Annotated in this window: 11 protein-coding genes; 1 reads left to right on the top strand and 10 read right to left on the bottom strand. The window is 29.3% G+C overall.

Annotation, left to right across the window (positions count from 1 at the left end; translation table 11 throughout):
• Positions 1-73: 73 nt before the first annotated feature.
• The 8 genes from ACI48P_RS07230 to ACI48P_RS07195 form a co-directional block, all read right to left on the bottom strand.
• The gene (locus ACI48P_RS07230; RefSeq protein ID WP_475214813.1) at positions 74-466 is read right to left on the bottom strand and encodes a hypothetical protein; all 393 of its coding nucleotides are present in this window, start codon (positions 464-466) and stop codon (positions 74-76) included.
• Between the two features lie 92 nt (positions 467-558).
• Positions 559-891 carry a hypothetical protein gene (locus tag ACI48P_RS07225; protein WP_475214812.1) on the bottom strand — a complete coding sequence of 111 codons (333 nt, stop codon included), beginning with the start codon at positions 889-891 and terminating at the stop codon, positions 559-561.
• 222 nt (positions 892-1,113) lie between these two features.
• Entirely contained in the window at positions 1,114-6,504 is a 5,391-nt protein-coding gene (locus tag ACI48P_RS07220) for a DEAD/DEAH box helicase (protein ID WP_475214811.1), read from the bottom strand.
• 16 nt (positions 6,505-6,520) lie between these two features.
• Positions 6,521-11,242, bottom strand: coding sequence for an Eco57I restriction-modification methylase domain-containing protein (locus ACI48P_RS07215; protein WP_475214810.1), 4,722 nt, complete (start codon positions 11,240-11,242; stop codon positions 6,521-6,523).
• 10 nt (positions 11,243-11,252) lie between these two features.
• Positions 11,253-14,492, bottom strand: a complete 3,240-nt coding sequence (gene drmD, locus ACI48P_RS07210) for a DISARM system SNF2-like helicase DrmD (protein ID WP_475214809.1) — start codon at positions 14,490-14,492, stop codon at positions 11,253-11,255.
• A 194-nt stretch (positions 14,493-14,686) separates the two neighbouring features.
• Positions 14,687-16,801, bottom strand: coding sequence for a Z1 domain-containing protein (locus ACI48P_RS07205; protein ID WP_475214808.1), 2,115 nt, complete (start codon positions 16,799-16,801; stop codon positions 14,687-14,689).
• Positions 16,802-16,929: 128 nt separating this feature from the next.
• Positions 16,930-17,352, bottom strand: a complete 423-nt coding sequence (locus tag ACI48P_RS07200; RefSeq protein WP_475214807.1) for a hypothetical protein — start codon at positions 17,350-17,352, stop codon at positions 16,930-16,932.
• Between the two features lie 498 nt (positions 17,353-17,850).
• On the bottom strand, positions 17,851-19,485 hold the full coding sequence (locus ACI48P_RS07195; RefSeq protein ID WP_475214806.1) for an ATP-binding protein: 1,635 nt from the start codon (positions 19,483-19,485) through the stop codon (positions 17,851-17,853).
• A 157-nt stretch (positions 19,486-19,642) separates the two neighbouring features.
• Here ACI48P_RS07195 and ACI48P_RS07190 point away from each other — a divergent pair, with 157 nt between their 5' ends.
• A complete protein-coding gene (locus ACI48P_RS07190; protein ID WP_475214805.1) occupies positions 19,643-19,879 on the top strand; it encodes a helix-turn-helix domain-containing protein in 237 nt (78 codons plus the stop codon).
• 119 nt (positions 19,880-19,998) lie between these two features.
• On the opposite strand, the gene ACI48P_RS07185 is transcribed toward ACI48P_RS07190, so the two are convergent.
• Both ACI48P_RS07185 and ACI48P_RS07180 read right to left on the bottom strand, forming a co-directional pair.
• A complete protein-coding gene (locus ACI48P_RS07185) occupies positions 19,999-21,402 on the bottom strand; it encodes a DnaB-like helicase N-terminal domain-containing protein (RefSeq protein ID WP_475214804.1) in 1,404 nt (467 codons plus the stop codon).
• A 16-nt stretch (positions 21,403-21,418) separates the two neighbouring features.
• The gene (locus tag ACI48P_RS07180; RefSeq protein WP_475214803.1) at positions 21,419-22,165 is read right to left on the bottom strand and encodes a hypothetical protein; all 747 of its coding nucleotides are present in this window, start codon (positions 22,163-22,165) and stop codon (positions 21,419-21,421) included.
• Positions 22,166-22,228: the final 63 nt, after the last annotated feature.

Raw genomic sequence — 22,228 nt, 5'->3', positions numbered from 1 at the left:
TACAACAAAATAGCGTGATACAATACTTAAAATGTATTATATCATGCTATTTTTTGTTCGTAATATACTAATATCACTTATTCGATACAAGATTAATTATCTCTTGAATATTAAATGGATTTATTTCATCTTCACAATACCCTTCTTCTAAATCTTTAGATCTATAGTTCCCACAATCACCATCATACCTTGTTTCATATCCAGTTAAAATACATATACCATAGAAATCTCTATCATCACCATTACCGTTAATCCATAAAGGGCATTTATCGCAACGTCTAAAAGTGTACTCATTTAACATTTTTATCGGCATACTAAGCGGAGTTTCTACGAGTGGACTATCTGCTAAATATAGATAAAATATTGTTTCATCAAAAGTTTCGCTTAAAGTAGCTTTTGTTACCAAATCCAACCATGAGTATTTTTTAGTTATAAAAAAATCATATAAATCTAAACCGTCTTTCATAAAGCCCTCCTTTTCATGTAGCCTAAGTTAACAATATATAACAATTGCCTTGTATTATACCTCTAAAAAGCATTTTAAATTTACATTTATTATTACATCTCATGGATTTTTATATTATCTATTTTTAATACACCATTGTATACTAAGGCATCTGCATTATAAAAATATTTTTTATTATGGTCAAATGATACTTCTAAATTAGATATGTCTATATCCGAATGCGATATATCTATTTCTAGTATTATGTATTGTGATGCATCTATGTTATTAAGTTCCGAGTAACCTAGTACAAATTTTTTACAATCTAATAATGTTGGTGCAAAGTATATATCACCTAAAACATCTGGATTTAATTGGCCTTGACTTAATATGCTCTGTAAGTTGTGCTTACATGTATAATGAAATAATTTATTATCAATAATCATTATATTCCTCCTATGCTAAATATGTATTTTATGAAATCATTATATAACGGTTATTTTATATTTGCAAATTTCGACATTTTTATAATTCTATCTTTAACTAAAATATTCTAATAATCTAAATATTCTCTTTATTTCCCTTTTAATACTAAAAAGAGTAAGAATACTCTATATAAGCACTTCTTACTCTTCACAGTTTTTATACAATATCTACAAGTCATATATCTATTTATATTTCTTTGCTAAATCTTTTCTCTGTATCTTTCTTGCTATCTTTCTCAATGACTTGTTTAAAGCTTCGGGATCATTTAAATCACTAACAGCTATACTTATAACATCTATTTCCATCTCATCCAATTGCATTCTTATCATGTTGTCCATTGCTATTTGTTTTTCATTACCATGTATAGCATTAGATAATCCATCTAAATAAACTGCCACTCTTACATCATCATCTTCATCCTCATAATATAAATCTGGTAAAGTTCTATCATATGGAGCACCTATCTTTATTACCTTTTGCTCTTCAAAGTCAGGGAAGCCTTCCTTCTTAAGTATATTAAATAATGAAACTTCTCCTGCATTAGTTCCTTTACTAGCCCTATCATCTTCTAATGTAACTACTGGTGGTAATTCTTTTTCAAAGTTAGGTGGCATTAACCAATTTAGCAATAGCTCAACAGCTTTTTGTCTATCTAATAATTTATGAACAAATACATTATTATAAGTTTTCATACAATCATAGCAGCTTGCTTCACATCTTCCGCTACATTGATTTAAACTTGTTACAGCTCTTTGCACCATTTCAACCCAGTTGTCTATCATCTGTTGTAATAGTCCAGAACCTCCTGGCATTGAATCATATAAAAATACATCAAATGTATCATCATCATTTGCTATAACTAAATATTGAAGGTCATTAGCTTCCATTTCTATTGTAAGTGAAGCTCCTATTCTTAAAGCTTCTGCTAAATTTACTGCATCAGCTTGTTCTTCTAATCCTGTAAATAGTAATCCATCTACAGTTGAGTCTGCAGATAAAACTATATTACTTGGTGGCTTTGAACAAGTCTTTTCATGCATCTCCATAAAATTAGCTATATCTTTATCTGATGCATATGGTGACCTAGTTGCTCCACACACTGTACATATAGGGTACCCTAACCTTTTGTCTTGAACCTTATCTGCTGGACCTATATTTACAAGTCTAATTTGTTGCCCAAATCTATGGTTAAATTCTTTTCCATTTGCTAGTTTATAAGTCTTTATACCTCTATGAGGTTTCTTTAAGTAACCTAAAACTACTACTGGCAATTGGAATCTATTGACCTCTTCATCAGATATTCTAGATACATATGATATTGTAGTATCACAAATAGGAACACCTACTATTCCTACTGCTTTTTCATCACCATAGCCTTTATTAACATCTTTTTTATGAGCAGAGTTTTTAATTATTCCTTTTTCAGTATTTATAACATATTCATCAGGTACAAATTGCTCTTTTTGTGCTGGGAAATGATATAGTGTCGTTTTAAACCTACTACCATTTGCATATATCATATTTCCTGGAACAAATTCTCTTACTGCCATAGATGTAGCTCTTGATAATTCTAAATCATTTATACCTTTAGCTGTATTTCTATTTAAGTAAGCTCTTATACTACCTTCAAATACACCGTATCCAGGTAAGAATCCTTCAACTGCTAGTACTGATAATGTATATGTTTCTAATGAAACTCTTCTCATTTTATCAATATAGCTTTTACATCTCATTTCTAGCTTCTCATCTTCTTTTTCAAGAAGTTTTCTTAATTTTACAGTACTAAGTTCTCTAAGCTTATTAACTGCCCACTTCATCCTCTTATGAAGTCTATTGACAACTTCTTGAAGTGATTCAGTCATTTCATCTAAGTACTTTTCTAATTGCTCATCACATACTACAAAATTATCATCTTCTGGCCAATATAACTTAAACACTTTCTTTATTTCTTCTAATAATACTGGTTTATATTTTAATATTATAGTATTAAAGCTCGCTACATTATATGGTTCATCTCTATATTCAGAATCATTGTAGAATAGATATTCCTTTATGAAGCTTGGTATATTATCATTAAGTATATCTAATATATTTTCAACTTCCTTCTCATCAATATTATAGAAAGAAGGTAGTTGTGTCATTCTTATAAATTGAGATATAACTGTTGCATGTACATGTTTCTTTATCATTATCTCGTTTCTAAGGTTAAACTTTGGTGGATCTATTTTTCCATCAAGCATTCTTAATGGGTCTTCAAAGAAATACCTATCATGCTCACTTCTTCTACAGTAAGTATATACAACCGCCATTCTATGCTTTCTACCTGCTCTACCTGCCCTTTGCCAATAGTTAGAAGGTTTAGGAGGTACATTTCTCATAAGAACCATATCTAGAGCACCTATATCAACTCCCATTTCTAGTGTAGGTGTTGCTATAAGACAGTTTATATTACCTTTATTGGATTTAAATTGATCTTCTATAATTTCTCTATCTTTAGCCGGTACTTGTGCAGAGTGTTCTCTAGGAACTACCATACTAAAAGTACTATTTAACATATTTACATTATAGTTTTCCTTTGATGGCTCTCCTTTTTCTATCTTACCTTGACATCTATAAGCAGTACATGCATTATTTGGAATATGTCTTGAGTGAACTCTTTGACATACATTACATTTATAAAACTCCATTTGCGTAGTTAAGCCTATTTTGGCAGAATCTATTTGATATACACCTGATAAAATATTATTCTTACCACCTTTTAAGCTAACTTCTTTTAATACTTCTATATCTTGAGTTAAAAATTCCCAAAGTTCATCTACGAATTCAGATACATATTTTGAATTTACTTTCCAATTAGATATAAACTGCTTTATGCTTGGACCCTCAAATCCTTTCATATACATCTTCTTTGGACCTTCAGCTCTTTTTGCTAATCCTTTTGGTGGGAAGTTAAATAAAGGTATAAATCCTCTTTGAACTTCTCTATCTCCTTCTCTCCAGTATCTAGTAAATACTTCACTATCATCATAAAGAAGTGGTGAACCTTCTCTTCTAAATTTATCTAATAATGAATTAATACCATTTACTAATTCTTCATCTTCTATATCCAGTTTATTTGACCAAGTTTTTATGAATGCACTATCAGTATTAATTCCATAGTATAATACTTTAACTACACCCCAGGTTTCTAAACTATCTCTTTGCTTATATGCAGTTCCTAATTCTCTAACTATTATTATACGTAGATAAGTTTCTAGTAAATCCTCTAAACCACTACTGTAAGCTTCTTGTTTTTTCATATCAAATACTTCTGGAGCCAATGTTCTTGCTAAACTCATGTCTTTAGTAAATAAATTCATAAGGTGCTCTAATATATCACCTATACTAGCTGGACTATTTTTCTCATGTAAGTATTCATATATTAAATGTCTAAATCGATATCTTCTAGTATGGTCTTGCATCCATCCTGCTTGGAAAGCAGCATCTTGTCTATTATCTGCAAACACTATTAGCTTTTGAGTTTCTCCTTCTGATGCATTTATCATGTTTTGAGATAATATGTGAGTATCAGATACAGTAGTCGCAGATAAAGGTCTTATACCTTCTCTTTTTACTTCTCCATTTTTCTTACTACCTCTATGACCACAAGTTGCACATTGGAATAGCTTTCCACCTTCTAGTTTGCTCATGATATACATAGGTACTAATGGACCTGCATATCTACATTTATCATTTTTACAATCTCCATTATGTTTATGAAGAGTTCCACAGACACTACACATATATAGTTGTTGTTTTTTCTTAGCTAAAACTTCTTTAGCTTTCTCTGCAGATTCTTCATCATCACTTTCTTCTACAAAGAAACTATCTGTCAGTACTGCTCTATTTGCATTATCCATTCCTTCGTATGTAGATAACCATATTCGATTTCCTTCTACAGCTTCTCCACCAAAGATTTCTTTATCTTCTACTATTAAATTTTCATAGTATCCTTCAAAATAATGTTGACCACAGTTACCACACACTAATGTAGGTAATGCCCCTGTTGGTAATATATTATTTCTTTCCATAGCTTCATCCATGTTCATATACATTTTAGGATAGAATTTATTATCTTCATGTTTTTCAAATACCGTTACTACTCCCTCAAGACCTTTTACAAAATAATGTACCTTAGGTCTAAGAAGTGGATTACCTTCTTTTTCTGCAAATGCTCCTAGTGCTAGATAGCATAAAAGTTCTATTTGAGCTTCTATACCTATATTCCATGCATCTCTATTTATACTTCTATTTATTTTACTGATAGTTTCCTCAACACTTTCTGGTTGACTTAATATTCTAACTAAATTATATACATATTCATTTCTTCTTAAGTTTTCATATAATCTAGCTCTTATATCACCTTGACCTTCTAGAGTACTATTAGTAAGTGTATTATATATTTCTTCTATTTTAGCTTCATCTTCTACTTCTATAGCATTTAGTGTTTCATCTAGTAAATTATCTATTTTATTAGTAATTTTCCTAGGCACTAATTTATCTTGAACAAAGCTTTCATTTTTATATTCTTCTTTAACTAAAACAACATCTTTTTCATTAACCCCGAAGAATCTACTAGCGAACTTACCAACTACATTTCCTTTATCCTCTTTGTCTGCAATTGTAGCTGATGTTCCTATACATACAACTTCATCAGCACTTTTATTGCAGAATGCTTTTAAACGTCTTACTAGACAAGATACCTCTGCACCTTTAGCACCACTATACGTATGGACTTCATCAAATACGATGTATTTAAGTGGAGCATTAACAAACATTGATATATCTTTTTTTCTAGTAAGTAATAGCTCTAGTTGGTTAACATTTGTTAGTAGTATTCTAGGTGGATTTTCTATCATTTCTTTTTCTGATAATCTTTCTTCAAAAGGAGAAATTATCATATCAGAAGCTCTATTTCCTTCTCTGTGCTTATAGTAATCCTTCTTACCTTCTTTTGAAGACATTCTCATATATCCACCTAGTTTGCTTTCATCTTCAGGAGTACTACCTACATACATACCAAAAGAAACTCCAGAACCTGCAAGCATCCCTCTTAGACGGTCTAATTGATCATTTGCAAGTGCATTCATTGGATAAACAAGGATTGCTACTATGCCTTCTCTTGCCCCTTGGTCTCTTAATTTTAAACAATAATCTATTATAGGTAACATGAATGATTCTGTTTTTCCTGAACCTGTACCTGTAGATACTAAACAGTGTTTATCTTGTTGAATGTTTAGTAATGATTTCTCCTGATGTTTAAATAGTGTAGGGAATGGTGCTACACCTGCTAGTGCAGGATGTACTTTTCCATCTTCCTCTAATTCTTTTATAGTCATTCCTTCTAAAAATGATTTACTTAAACTGACAAATGGTCCTTTTATCATAGGAGAGGATGTTCCCTCTCCTTTTATTAAGTCTTTTGCTTGTTTGTTTAAGTTTTCATCTGTAAAAGGGAATGCTGTTAATTGATAGTTTAAAAAGTTTTCATTAACTTCATTTGCAAATCTTATAGGATTTATTCCTTTTGCCATTACAATCTCCCCTTTATTATTCTAAGTTTTTTATAAATTCTTCGTATTCTTCATCTCCTAAGAATTCTCTAGCGTGTTCTTCACATTCTTTCCAGCTTTCTTCTACGCTCTTTTCTAGTTGCCAATCTAAGAATCTTGGTCCCATAGCTTCTGCTACATCTTTTGGTAGTTGCCATTCTTCTTTTAAAAATGCTTCTACTCCTATTTCTTTTAATCGTTTGAAAGCTACTAGTGTTAATGTAGTATGTCTCATGTTTACTGGCTTGTCTTTATCAACTCTCCAAAATCCTTTAGGGTCTGTTGGGTCATCTTTTAATATACATGCTAAATCTTCATAATCTAGTCCATACATTTCTGCTACTACTGCATCTAGTATGCAACGAATTCTAAGCCTTTCATGCTCTGTTTGTACCCAAAGTGAATACCAACTTTTACTCTTTATATTAGTGTATTTATCTACTAACCATACCCATTCTTTTGCAAATACTTTATGATTCAATTGTAGAGATGCGTTATATTTTATAATTTCATTTATAATGTATTTAAATTTTAACGTTTCTAATATAGGCATTTCTTTAAGAATAAATGGATTTAGATTTGTGCCTACACACTTAAAGCGTAGGATGTAATCAAAGCAAAAACTATTAATTACTTGGCTTAATATAAGTTTATCCTCTACGTTTGAATCCGGTATTTCTAATTTATTTAAAGAATTTCCACTAGGATAATGTGGAGTTATAGCTGATATCATTGTCCTTGTATCTGTATTTCTTGCTATAGCTCTATAAAATATTTTTATACTTTTGCTAGTTCCTAATTTTTGCTCTGCATCTATTTTTTTTATTATAAACTGAGGGTTTATTTCTTTTTTGTTTATTAATATTTCACTCCACTTAGCATTTAGACCTGTTCCAGATTCCCATGACTTATAGGCAAAATCAAATTGATTTATCATACCACCTTGATATAACGGTAGTAATATTTCATCTTTATCACTTATCCATTGACTATACACATTCTTTTTATATAAATTTAATATATCTTCTACACGAGTAAATAACTTAGAGTCATCAGTCATGTTTAATTCTCTTTTAGCCGTTATCTGTTGCCCATCTTGATTTTTTGTACTTAATATTTTTCCATTACTATACATCTTATTTACTATATCAATATCATTTTTATTATTTATTTCTAGTATTGATTTACTATGAGGACTATACTCTGTAGCTATTTTTATTGGGTATTTAAAACATATATCTTCTGCATTATTCCAATCTTCTATTTTGTTCCTCATAAAGGCTGTGTTTATATATTCATTTTTACTCTTACTTTTTTCAGATATTATTATACAGAATTTAAATGATGAATGTATATCGAATATCTTTTTCTTATTTTCGAAGCTAAATAACCATTCCCACTTTGATTTACTTAAAAATAGTTCCCTTATATCCGATGTTCCACTATCTGAATACACCCCTCCTGGAACTATTATTCCTAATCTTCCTTCTTTTTTTAATATATAAAACGATTTTTCTAAAAATAACTTATATTTATTGGGGTCTCCTGCACCTTGATAAGTATACAAATTATTATCACTGTTAGTCACACCATTAAGTCTTGAATCTCGCCATATTGAATGCAATTCCTCATTTCTTTTCCCCCTATCTAATCTAATATTATATGGATTAGATAGATTAAATACCCAATTACTCATAGCTCTCAAATATAAATTATTTTTTAGCCATATTTTCTCAATGTTTTCTAATTCAAAAAGTTTCTTTTGCTCTTCCATTGCTCTTTGTTTTCCGTATGTTGAATATATGGGATTATACATAGAGAAAAATTCTTTTGAATTTGCATTCACCATATCCCATGGTGGATTTCCTAATATAACTGTAAATCCACTATCTTTACCTGCAAATACATCAGGAAACTCTAATTCCCAATGGAAAAACTTTATCTCTCTAGCTATTCGCTTAACTCTTTCCTTAGCTTTATCAGATATATTATGGAAATTCATAGGCATAGGAACATCTTCATCTAATTCATCCGCTGGCCAAAACCATAATGCACACCACTCATCAAAAGCTTCTTTTAGAAGTTTAATAGATTTATTATTAAGTATCTTATTTTTATAAACTTCTTCCTTTGCTCTCATACCTGCAGCCGACATTGGCAAATCATTAAACTCATCTAAAGCTTCTATAGCTTTTTCTAAAGCATCTTCTATTTCTTTATTAGATATATCTTCTTTAGCCTCAAATCCTATTTGATTATTACATTCTAAGTTTTCTATGAATCTAACCATATCAGGCTTAACTTTTTTATCCATAAACTCTTTTAAAGCCTTAGTCCATTCACCCTTTTTGTAATGAACTCCATTAGAGTGTTCTTTATCTCCACCTTCTCTGTTCCATGCAAGTATAGGATAATGCTTAAATTGATCAAACCAAGTTCCAACCAGTCCGTTTCCTACCTTTATCTTATGGTCTAAGAATGTAAATGGAAGTTCTGTATTCATAGTATTTATCCATAAAGCAAGCTTAGCTAATTCTACTGCCATAGGATTTATATCTACTCCATATATACATCTTTCCACAACATGCCTCATAAGATTTGCTCTTAAGTATTCTTCAAATTTAGGGTCATCTGGTGGTACTGAAATTAATTCTTCATCCAAGTTACCTTTTGAACTTTTACCAAATGGAAGTACCCTTGTTTTGGTATTATAATAACTTGTATAACTTCCATAGTATAATATAGATTTAGTTAGAGCATCTGTTATATAGTCTGTTGCTGATACTAAAAATGCTCCCGAGCCACATGTAGGGTCGCACACCTTTACCGTCAATATTTCTTTAGGTTTTTTAGGTATATCATTTCCTTCACTATCTGTATCATATAATAGTGGCTTTAGTGTTCTTTGTGTAGTTGGAACTGCTAGTCCAGGCTTTGTATAGAATGTTCCTGACCCTTTTCTAGTTCCTCCTTGTGAAGCTATATAATATTCACCTTCATGAAGTATCTTTATTGCAAGTTTATCTGCTTCTTTTTCACAGGCTTTGTTGTAAGTATAGTCATCCATAGATTTTGTTTTCTTTACTTTCTTTTCTAACTCAACAACTCTTAATCCCCATGCTTTAGTTCTTTTATAGACTTCATCTAATAAGCCATCTTCCTCATCTATTTCTTGTGATGAAGTTGTATCACCTTCGTTAGCATCAGCATCTTGTGATTCACTTTTGCTATCTTTTTTAAGATTCTTCATTAAGTCTTTTATTTCTTTGTCAGTCATACCTTCTAGATGACTTAATGGAAGTATTGGTTGACTACCTATATTAACCACTATAAGTGGCTCTGTAGCTCTTTTTAATGAGTAATCAAGTAATCCTTCATACATTATTCCTATGTATTCAGTTCTTAAATCTGAAAAATCTACAGGACCTTTAACCCATACGTTTTTGTTACCTTGCTTAACTTTTAACTTACCCACTTTAATTTTTTCAAGTAATTCATATACTTGATAATCATTTAGTTTAAAGTTTATATTTTCAAATATAGCTATACATTGAAGAATCTCATCTTCATTTTTTAAATTTCCTCTTTCAAACAATATTCCTCCATAGCCTTGAAGGTTTATAGTTTGATGGTTACTACCTTCATGAACTAAATTAAATAAAGATATTATTCTTCTCCATGCACTATATTGATTTTTCATATTTAACTTACTTTCATAAGCAAGTGCCATTTTTAATTGTTCAAATAAACCTTCTATTCCATAACTTTGGTTATATTCTACTATGTCTCTTGGAAGTAAATTTCTTGCTTCTGCAAATAAAAGTACTACCATACGCATTACTATCCTTGATGCAGCTTGATATAGAGCACCGTTTATTTGTTGGTCGCTTTTATCAGTATCATCTATCTCCTTAGTAATCGCTTCTAATAGTTCCGGATATGTTTTTACTGTACTATCTAATTGGTTTATTAGTATTTCTACAGCTTCACGTATTTGTTGCCCTAGTATATCTGAGATTTCGCTTTGCTTATTTCTAGATTCTTCTATTATAGTTTTAAGCTTTGTATTTTCGCCCTCTACTAGTTGTAATCCGTCTTTTCCCAGTAGTGCTATGAATCCATCTAGTTGCTTTCTCCATTCAGATTCTATAAACCACATACTTGCATCCCATTCTGTCCAAGCATCGTAATCTATACCTGCATAACAAAGCCTAAATTGAACTCCATTTGTTATAAGCCCTAACTTTACTCCAGTTCCTCTTAGTAACTCTATAAATTCTGTATAACTTTTTCTATCTTTTCCTACACCTAGTTTTTCTGACTTTTGAATAGATACTAATAATATAGGATTTTTTCTGGTTGCATCAGAAAATATTACTCTATCAGGACTTAATGATTGCCCTAGTATAGTCTTTAGCTTATACTTTGAATCTATATTCTTTCCTTTTACTATATGATCTGGGTTGTGTTGTAAAATTATATTTATTATATAATCAACCCATTTATTGATAACTTCTGTATCCATCTTTGTAATATCTTTTTGTGAACTTCTTATTGAGTCAAAAGATATATATTTATCTCTAAGTAGGTTATATTTATATAATGATAATTCATCTATATTTTCAAAGTATTGACCAACTAATGCTGGAGATATTAACATACCCCCATGCTTTAGTTCTGACCACCACTTTATACTTTCATTTATATTTTCAATTGCCATTTTAGTCCTCCTAACCTTTAACTATATATTCTATCGCTAATGGATGTACTTCTATATTGTTAAGGCTATATCTTTGTGGTAGTACTTTTGTAAGTACTCTTTCTTTTTCTTTTTCTAGTATTTCTTTCATTATTTGTTTATTAGATATTATTAAATCTCTTTGAACTTCTAGATTTTTTATTTGCTCTTTTACTTTCCCTTCAACATCTTCTATTAAACTCATTTGAAGCTCTTGTAGGTCCTTAGTTTGAGCTTGTAAATCTTTTGATATTTTTTCTTTTGCTTTTTCTAACTTTTCATCTTTAAGTTCTTTTATCCTCTTATCAAATATCTGTTTTTGTAATTCTTTATCTTCTTTAAGTTTAGCTTCTAGTGTTTGTTTAAACCAAGATTCTTTTTCAGCTCTAAAAGCTTGTATTTCTTTTCTTACATCAGATTTGATTTCATCCCACTCATCTCTTATATCATCTAGTGTATTATCTAATTCATCTAACGTAAGTTTTTGCTTTTGTATGTTCGTTACATATTGTTTTAGTGAATCATCTATAGCAATTACATTATCTCCGTCACATTGATAATTTAAAGTTATAACTTCTTGATGTATTACTTCTCTTAATTTATTTGTAACTTCTAGTAATAAATCTACTTGTATTAATTCATTTATACCATGTGGTAAGTTACCTTTTTGAACTGTCCATCTTCTTAACTTAGTATCTTCCCATAGAGCTCTTTTCATATTTAATATGGCCTTTTGTATTAATGGATGACCAAGTCTTAAAAGTACTATATCATCACTGTATGAATATACTTTATATCCATTAACTTCTTTTTCAAAGTATGATGAATCAAATACTACTCTAGGTAATGCTCCTTTTTGATTTCCACTTTTTATTCTTATTGTTTCATCTATTATTGCATTCCAAGTTGGCGGTATTGGATTTATCCTATATACAGTTCCATTTTGTGTTTTTACTTCTTCTAAGTCTCCTCCATTACTTTGTAATGCGTATTTAAATATATCAGCTACATTGTTTGGATTTAAATCTAATGATATTTCTGTAGCAGTCAACCTTTGTAGCGCTTTACTACTATCTTTTTGAATATCAGTAATTCTTTGTTTCATATCAGACTTATATGTTTGTCCAACAAAATCTACATCTAAATTTTCATTTATATTAGATTCAACTGAATCAAAATGTGTTTCTATCATTCTATCTAGGACTTGTCCTACACTTCCTAAATCTTCTCTGACTTGGTCTACTTTTTGTACTATTCTGCTTAAGAATTGCATATCTTCATCATCTTTACTATTAAAGTGATGTATGTAAACATCTCTATACTGCCCATGTCTATCTACACGCCCGTTTCTTTGTTCCATTCTCATTGGATTCCAAGGTACATCATAATGGAATATATATCTACATCCAGTTTGTAAGTTTACCCCTTCCGATGCAGCATCTGTTGCTAAAAGTATTTTTAATGGTGTTGTAGAGTCATTAAACCTTTCTTTTATTTCCTGACGTTTTTCAGATGTCATTCCACCATAAAGCATATCTATAACAGGTTCTTGTATTCCCGATTTTCTGAACCTTTCTATTAAGTATGCTAGGGTTTGTTTATATTCAGTAAATATTATGACTCTTTCGTCAGTTTTAAAGTTTTTGCCTTCTTTTAAATTGGTATTAATCCAGGTCATAAGATTTTCCCACTTACTTTCACTTTGGAATTTACTCCAAGTTGAGACATCCTTTCTTATGTTTTCTTTGCCTAATCCCATATTTGTAAGTACACTGCTCACTAATTTTATTTCATCTTTTAGTTCTTCTTTATATTGGGTTAACCATGCTCCTGTCTTTCTTACAGCTTCTTCTTCTCTTTGTTCTTTTTCTATGTCATCGTCTATAGCGTTATCAACTCTATCTTTTGCGTATTCTAGCTCATTGAAGCTTGATAATTCTGTTTCATCCATCCCTGCAACATGTTGCCACCATGTACATGCAAAAGCATAACTTCCTGATAAAAGTCTTTTGGTAAGAAGTTTAAATAAGAACTCTCCTATGTGTTTTTCTCTTTTTTCTTTTTTAGCTAGAAGTTTTTGTCCTGCACTTCTATATTCTCTTAAAGCTTCGAATAATTCTTTTTCTTCTTTATTTAAATTTATATCTATAGATTCTACATATCGTTTAACGAATCTTTTGTTTCTAGATGTATTTAAATCTCTTTTTAATCTTCTAACCATAACCGTTTCTATATGGCTGTGGTCTTTTGATTCTAGCTCTGTCTTTTGTTCAAATCTTACAGGATCTAATAGCTCTAGTAATCCTGTAAATGAATGTGTATATCCGTTGTGAGGTGTTGCTGTTAAGAATAGTTTGTGTTCAAAGTTTAGGCTAAGTTCTCTTAACATTTCATACCTTTGGGTGTTAGTTCCCATTCCCGATGGAGCAAAGTTATGAGCTTCGTCCACTATAAGCATCTGCCATGGTAGCTTTCCTTCTATGTTTCCTGACATAGATTGAGTAGCTGTTTTAAATGCTTGTTGTACATCTGGCTGTCTTAGGTAGTCCATAGATGTTATTATTCTAGGATATATAGCCCATGGGTTTGAGTTTATTCCCATAGTTCTTTGTATATCGAAAGTTTTCTTTCTATCTATTACTTCAAAGTCTAGATGGAATTTATCTTTTAATTCTTCTTTCCATTGTAGTTGTAGAGATGCTGGGCATATTACTAAAACTCTTTTAACTCTATTTCTAGCTATAAGTTCTGATACTATAAGTCCAGCTTCTATAGTTTTACCTAGTCCAACGTCATCTGCTAGTAGTAATGATACTCTTGGCATTGCTAATGATTTAAGTACTGGGTATAGTTGATAGTCTTCTATTTGCACAGAGCTTTGCCATGGAGCTGTTAGGTTTACATCTTCATCTGTAGCGTTTATTCTTGCTACTGATGACCATTTGTATGAGTTTAAAAATGCTTTTAGTTTTTCTGGTTCATCTGGTGAAAAGTCTTCATTATCTATTTTAGGAAGCATGTTTCCTTGTACTATTTCTACTTCGTATTCTCTTTCCCATATTAATAGGTCTTTTTCTGGATGTAGCCATCCGTCTATGTACTGTACATCTATAGCATGAAATATTTCTACATTTGTGCTATTTTTAGATGGTGTTATATCTTTTACAATTGCTGGTCTTCCACGTACTATTACCATCTGACCAACAGTTGGTATTTTCTTTTGTTTACTCAATTATTTCAGCTCCTTGATTTTGAAAATATATTTCTAATATATCATATTTTACTCATTCTATAAAAGATAATATATTAGAAATAGACCTAATCAATAACTTAGGTCTACTTATAATATATTATGGTTTTACTTATAAATTACTCATGATTATTTTAATATAAATCCCCCTTTTGTATTTATATTAAATTTTTTATTTAACATAGCATCTCAGATGTATATACTGCTGTATTAATTTTATTTTGAGTTACTAAAACTGGCCAATAAAACTCAGCACCTCTCCACCCATTTTCCTCTTTACCATTTTGTTTCATTAACATTAAAGTCGGATTTTTAGTAGCCATTTCCTTAGCCGTCCTTAAATCATTATCTCTATTGTAAGGCATATCTGAGTAATATCTTGATGTCTTTCTTAATCTACTTATATTTCTATCTACTCCACAATAAACATTTACTTCATCTGAACTTAAATAGTTTATTAACGAAGTAAATGCACCTTTATCAATACAGTTATCACTTTCTATTTCTATCGTATTATATATTAACTTTACTATTTCACAAGCATCTTCTGTTGTTATTTTAAATTTACCAGCTATCTCTCCATTATTATATCTTCTCAAAATTTGATCAATTTTTTCTATATCCTTTTTAATATAAGTTTTATATCCTGTTTGGAAACCTACCGGACACACTGTTTTTCCTGGTTTTAATACTTTAGTATTACTAATTCTTATTTTCTGAGGAGAACATGGAATTATATTTCCTCTTTCATCTTTACTTATAAATATTACACCTTTTTCAAAATTACCTTGCTCAAAATCTTCTCTTAATTTTGAATCAAAATCATTTATATTGGACATTCTATTATATAAATCCCTAGTTGTATAAAATCTAGTTACAGCTAGATCTTCTTTACTTCTATACCCATACATTCTTGAGTGCTGTAATACAGTATCCTGTTGCATTTTTTGTGGAGATCTACCATAGTAAAATCCTATAAGGTTTGATATTGTTATTCCTCTATCTAGTATCTGACCTCCTATGAATATATTTAATGGCGTCCTAAGCCTAAGTTGCCCATCATCATCTAACAAAGCATTTATATCATTTTCAGAGTTAACTATAACTTTACTTAGCCATTGGTCTTTTATTGCTCTTATAACATATTTTCTTACTTCTTTTCTACTCGGAGTTATAAATCCATATTTAGCTACAGATTCAATTAAGTTATCATATCCTTCATAAATGTATTTATTTAATAAACTACTTTCATTATTAGCTTCTTCTTCTAATTTTTCTATTAGTTCTGAAATTATATTTTCTTGTCTATTATGAGCAGCTTTAGCTATCTCTGTATGAATTATAAAGCTAAATTTATTCTTCTTTCCTCTTGGATTTCCTCCATTTTGTATTATCCTTATACATCCTGCTACGATAAAGTTTATAACTGCTGTTCTTAGCCCTTCAACTTTATTACTTATTAATACTTCTTCTTCTTTAAATCTTCTTCTATCACTGCTTTTTATTATTTGTAATTCATCTTCATCTATAGCTTGGAATAGATAATCTCCTAATGGATGCTTTTCTCTGTTAAAATAGTAATCCCCTCCTATATAACCTTCTCCATGTGGTACTAAAACCGTATCTGCTGGTTTTACAGCTTTTATTTCTAAATCTGTTCCTAGGTCTATGGTATCAGGTTGAAGATATAAAGAATATGGTGTAGCCGTTACTTGTATAAACCTACATGTCAGATGTAATCTTAAATCATTTATTTGTGATGCAATTTTTCTAAGATCAAAATCTTGAGTGTCTTTATTTTTATCGTAACCTATACTACAAAAATCTGCTTCATCATCTATAATTAAGCATTTCTTATTTTTATTAAGTGAATACTTTTCTATGAACTTCATTAATTTTGGTAGATTATTTTTTTCTTTTTTAACTACTATTATCATCTTTTTATCTAGTTCGAACTTTGACATATTTGGTGGCATGCACATTATATCAAATATTTCTACTATATCATCATCTCTAAAAGCTTCAAATTCTTGTTTCATTCTAGCTACTGTTTGTTTAGCAAGTGCATTAGAGTTTTTCGTTAAAACTACTGATAAGTCATATCCATTATCAAATGCTAAAGATATAACACCAATAAACGATTTTGTTTTACCACTTTGTATTCTTCCTAATAGCATTAATGGTCTATCTTCTATTTCATCTAATTTTTCAACTGATGTAGTTATACATTTTAAGGTATTATCGCTATATTCTTTCTTTTTTTCACTAAAAAATTCTCCATTTAAAATCATACACTTTATCGATCCCTTCTCATATCTGATGTAATAAAATTGATATTTTTGTTTGTTATTAAATCTATATTTATATATTACAATAGAATTTTATCCTTGTACAATTTTAGCTGTTTTACAGTGTTTTATTAATATTGTTTTAATTCTTGAAGCCCTTTTTCATAATCTAATCTCATCTTTCTTGTTTCATTAACTAAATCAACAATTTTAGCTGTGCCACTTTTGTATCTATTAAGTGTAATTATTACGTAATCTATAAACTCAGACTCTTTAAAATACCCACTTCTATATAATCTAAATAACTCTGCATTTAAAGTTACATGCGTTTGTTTTAATATATCGTAGTAACCATCTAATTCCAACATATTAATCTCTAGCTTTTTAGGAATACCTAATTCTGTAAAATCATGTTCCTTTCTATGCTTCATCAAAATTATAAACAAATTATATTCTAAATATTTATAATCTAGCCTACGATCTGATATACTTTGTATATTTATATATGATTCCTTTAAATTATTTATAAATTTAGCTTTGCTTATCAAATTCATCTCTTCACCTCCTACTTTATTCTATACTATATAAAATTTATAATAACCATATTTGAGTTCTATGACTGCTTATCAAATTGCTAAGCTGTTACTAAGATATATACTTAGTCTAGTAATTATTACGTAATCTTTATTGTTAAATGCTCCTATAAAAACTAATTTTTGTGTTCATCTCCCCATATTTCCCCAAAACATGTTAACTTTTTAAATACATTGAAATCACTAGTTTTCAAAAGAATTATTTTTTATAAATTCATATAATACCTACTACACAAACGCATTTTTATTCAAAATTTGCTGATGCTTTAGAGTTTGCTAAAGATGAAATTAAAAGTATTTTAAATGAAGATTATTTTCTTAAGTTAGAATATGCAGACTGTTCTTTTAATGCGTTTAATATGCAGATTTATAGAATGTGTAATAATGACCTTGAGTTGAGTTTCTAAATAATAAGCCCTTAGATATGTACGTATATCTAAGGACTTTATTTTATAATTTCTATACAAATTGTATTGACTTACTTATTTTATCTATTATAGATTTTAATTCTATCACTTCTAATTCTTTTTCATCAAATGTTAAAAATTTGCGCTGCTCTCCATTAATAAATATACAACTATTATCATTTACCTTATGTATTTTGTGCTCATCTATGTCTATGTTCCAACATACAATATAATCAACTGTATCGATAGGATGTTTATGTGTAAAAAAATTACTTAATTTAAGTTCAACTTCAACTAAGACTTTAGTATTATCTTTATTGTAGCATATCATATCAGTTGGTGTTTTCAATGAATATGACAATATATTTTTTATCTCAGGTATATATTCCCTAAATTCTACATTTGATAGTATAGAACTTAATAATAATGCTGTTTCAAACTCATTACGAGGCACTTTAACCATAGCTAATTCATCTATTGCTAAATCTTCACTTTTTTCTATTTTTTTCATTTTATTTTTAGTTTTATGGCATTTAATTCTTTCTTTATATTCCTCTTCTTCACGCTTTATCATGTTGAAATATTCTCTAAGTGCAATTGGCTTTATTTGATTTTCTATAACATCTTTTATTTCATCTAAAACCCATTTTACTTTAACATCATCTATATTCGATATATTATTTCTATCCGAAGTCAGTTTGAAATTCTGAGAATTCGCCATTATATGATAATGATGAAAGTCATCTGTATTTAATAAGCTATCTTTTTTTACACAAGCTATAAAGTCCTTACATAAATATATTCCAAATCTATCTTTATAGGTTTCTCCCTTCTTTAAATTACACACTTTCTTTTTCGCATTCTTTCCACTTATCATTCCATATATTTGTACAGAGACAAACTCTCCATTTATATTTGTTTCTCTATTAAATGGTCCAAATGCTCTTGCATAATCATCAGATTTCTTAATTATAGCATCCTTGCTATCCACTATAGGATTCTCATTTGGTTCTTCAAATTGGTGCATTCCTACAATAACTTCTGATTTCGTATTTATTTTATCATCAATTATTATTTGAGGTACTATGTCTATATTGTTTATTTGTTGTTTTACATTAATTCTATTTGCAAAAACATTTCTAAAACTGCCTCCAATTGTAAACCATTGTATATAATCTTTTATTGAGTCTATATTGAAAAAAACTTCTGGATTATCAACTTTATAATCAGTAATTATTACTTTTGTTCCTCTCTTTCCTTCTCCATCACACTCCCTAATTTCATATTCTGGTATTTCATTTTTTTCTAGCTTTTTCCATGGTTGATACATGTCAGATATATATAATATGCCTTCTTTACTGTAAGTTTCTATATGTATCTCTTCACTTTTATAAAATGTTTTAGTTCCTAATCCTTTTTCTCCTATTTTGTCTATGCTCTTGTTTGAAAATCCTAGATTATAAAACTTATGAAGTTCATCTACTCCCATACCTTCTCCATTATCTTCGATGCTTATCACTAATTGACCGTTTGAGTTGCGATCTATTGATATATATATTTGATTTGCATTTGCATCATCTGAGTTGCTTACAGCTTCTCTTATTATTTCTAGTGGATTAATTGTATTGTGTGCTATTTCTTTAAATATAGAACAATCTTTTACCTCAGGGGTATATTTACCACTCATATTATCCTCCTATTTTACAAAAATTTGTTTTTGATGAGGTTACCTCATCAATTAGTATATGTAATTATTGTAAAATCATACATATATATAAAACCTAGAAAAATATATACAAGTATAGGTTTTATATATAATAAACTATAAGTTAGGGAGTTTTTATATGGATAAAAGAAATTTAGTTGGGGGAAGCATAAAGAAATATCGAAAATTAAATAATTTAAGCCAGAGAGATTTAATTGCCAAACTTAACATTTTAGGTCTTAGCTTAGATCAAGCATCCTTAGCTAGGATTGAAACTCATAAGAGAGAAGTATATGACTACGAATTATTATATTTTGCAACCGCTTTTAATGTAAAATTAGAAGATTTATATGAATGTACTTCTCTACCATATTAAATTGATATTTGAACCCTCTAATAAAAACAAACTCTAAGTGGATTTATATTTGATTAAATCCATTTAGAGTTTATTTGATCTATCTAAACTTTAATTATTGTAATGTACATTTTAATTTATTAAAATGGTGATTCAATATCTACTTGTACATATTGTTTGTTTTTATCGTATCCGTAATCTCTTTCTCTCTCGTATTCATTACTATAAAATCTTTTTCTATTAAAATCAAATTTAACAGTTAAAGCTCTATTTGTTATCCCTCCCCATCTGTTTTTTAGTAACAATATTCTAGAATCTGAGTCACTATCTTCATTTTCCGATCTCATGGTTCTTATTACAGTATCTGCGCTTCCTACTATTTCACTAGCCCCTGCTACATCATAAATTGTTGGTTTTTCTGAACCTGAGGGCTTCTTAGGGTGTGCAACTAATATTATAGATACTCTATATTTCTTAGCTAATGCCTTCAATTCTAGGCATAGTTTTTTTTGTTGCTGATATTGCTTGTCATATTCATCAAGATCAAATGTCATTAAATTGTCTAAAATAAATAATTTTATATTTTTACTATTTACTAAATGTTCTATTGTTGCAAGTATATTATTTTTATTGGCTATTGAATCATCTCCGTATATCATTAGCTTCTCTTTTGTCCATTCTCCAACAATATCCCAGCAGTAATCCGTAACATCTTTATATCTAAGACCTCTATTATCTACTTTATCTACTACGTGATATGTATTAGCAACTGTTACGTTGAACCATTTCATTAAGTCATTGCTGGGTAATTCACCACTATATAGAAATGTTTTATGACCATCAGAAATAGCTCCAGCTAATATTTGATTTATTAATGTACTTTTTCCACTACCAGGCTCTCCTGTAAGTATAGTTAATGACGTAGCTCTAAATCCTCCTGCTAGCATCGAATCTAGTGTATTAAATCCTGTGGATATAAATTCCCCAAGATCATTGCTTTTTTTGATTGTGGATGCATCGATATATAATTCCTCAATATTTTTTCTATTTGAAATCATATTTTTAAAATCTACTATCCCCTTCTCTATATCTTCTATCGTGCCACTATATAACAATTCCTTAACGTAATTTATAAACTTTATACCTTCTCTTCTAGTATACTTCTCTATGATAATATCCATATAATAGTTATAATTACTTGTCGTTGGAACAATTGTCGTTAAACTAGTTAAATAGCTAATACCGCCTATATTCTCTAAATATCCCTTTTCTTTTAATCTTTGAGTGAGTGTCATTACATCTATAGGTATGCTTCGTTCAAATAATTCTATCATACATTCAAAAATTATTTGATGAGCCGCCTTATAAAAATAATTTGATTTTATCCTTTTTGATCCTATTCCTATAAGTACTGGTTTTAATAGTATACTACCTAATATACTTTGTTCTACTTCAATGCTATGAGGAGATATTCTTACTTCCTCCATATCATTTATTGTTGATTCTATCGCTTCTGTATCCGTTATATTCTTAATTATTGTCATTTTATACCTTTCTATGCTAAATTATTTCATATCCATATTCATCGTATTTCTTTGTTTTATTTGAATAGACTTCTTCTTTATTATTGTATTTGCCTTCATATATCTTAATGAAATTATCAAGGTTAATTATCCAATCAAAATTAGCTCTCCATCCGCTATCACTTTCACCATTTAAAAACTTGCATGCTGAAGCGATTTCAAATACTTCAAAAATGATATTTAAGTTATTATCAGCTACATCTAATAACTTTTGTATGGCGCTTTCTCTTTCATTACCTATCATTTTAACTTTATCTAGTTTAAGGCATGTTGAGTTAAATTTTTCTTTAATTTCATAATATATATTTTTAGATGTATTTTTAGATAAGTGTTCACTTTCTAGATCATAATCTAGTTCTTTACTTTTTTTAAAGTACACTATTTTACCAGCATTTTCAGTGCTTATAGCATCTTTAATAACTGGATTTTTTACTGGGTTATATACCGGTTCATTTTCTAATTCACACCATAATTTATAGTTAACATTAATTATACTCGGCCTATTATTTCCTCCATTTGATTTAAAATGATAATCAAAATATCCTTCTATCTCTAATTCCTTTAATAGCCTTTTTGCCTTTGTAATATTTATCTTTGTTGATTTAGATATAATAGACGAACTAATATAACACTGATATCGGCTAAGTTCTTTATATCCATACTTATCATAATTCGTTTGATATATTATCCAAGCTAAAACATTATGCTTATCTATATCATCCATGAATAGTTTTCTAGTATGCTTATTAAAGCTATTAAAAAACATTATTTGTAATTATAATGCTAA

It is taken from the genome of Romboutsia sp. LXY-2 (assembly GCF_056171995.1).
Note: the sequence above shows the minus strand (reverse complement) of the source record. Positions and strands in the feature narration are given on the sequence as shown.

Bases quoted from the DNA above. Each gene is read 5' to 3' on its own strand.
- ACI48P_RS07230 (WP_475214813.1), bottom strand. From the start codon at position 466: ATGAAAGACGGTTTAGATTTATATGATTTTTTTATAACTAAAAAATAC.
- ACI48P_RS07225 (WP_475214812.1), bottom strand. From the start codon at position 891: ATGATTATTGATAATAAATTATTTCATTATACATGTAAGCACAACTTA.
- ACI48P_RS07220 (WP_475214811.1), bottom strand. From the start codon at position 6,504: ATGGCAAAAGGAATAAATCCTATAAGATTTGCAAATGAAGTTAATGAA.
- ACI48P_RS07215 (WP_475214810.1), bottom strand. From the start codon at position 11,242: ATGGCAATTGAAAATATAAATGAAAGTATAAAGTGGTGGTCAGAACTA.
- ACI48P_RS07205 (WP_475214808.1), bottom strand. From the start codon at position 16,801: ATGATTTTAAATGGAGAATTTTTTAGTGAAAAAAAGAAAGAATATAGC.
- ACI48P_RS07200 (WP_475214807.1), bottom strand. From the start codon at position 17,352: ATGAATTTGATAAGCAAAGCTAAATTTATAAATAATTTAAAGGAATCA.
- ACI48P_RS07195 (WP_475214806.1), bottom strand. From the start codon at position 19,485: ATGAGTGGTAAATATACCCCTGAGGTAAAAGATTGTTCTATATTTAAA.
- ACI48P_RS07190 (WP_475214805.1), top strand. From the start codon at position 19,643: ATGGATAAAAGAAATTTAGTTGGGGGAAGCATAAAGAAATATCGAAAA.
- ACI48P_RS07185 (WP_475214804.1), bottom strand. From the start codon at position 21,402: ATGACAATAATTAAGAATATAACGGATACAGAAGCGATAGAATCAACA.
- ACI48P_RS07180 (WP_475214803.1), bottom strand. From the start codon at position 22,165: ATGGATGATATAGATAAGCATAATGTTTTAGCTTGGATAATATATCAA.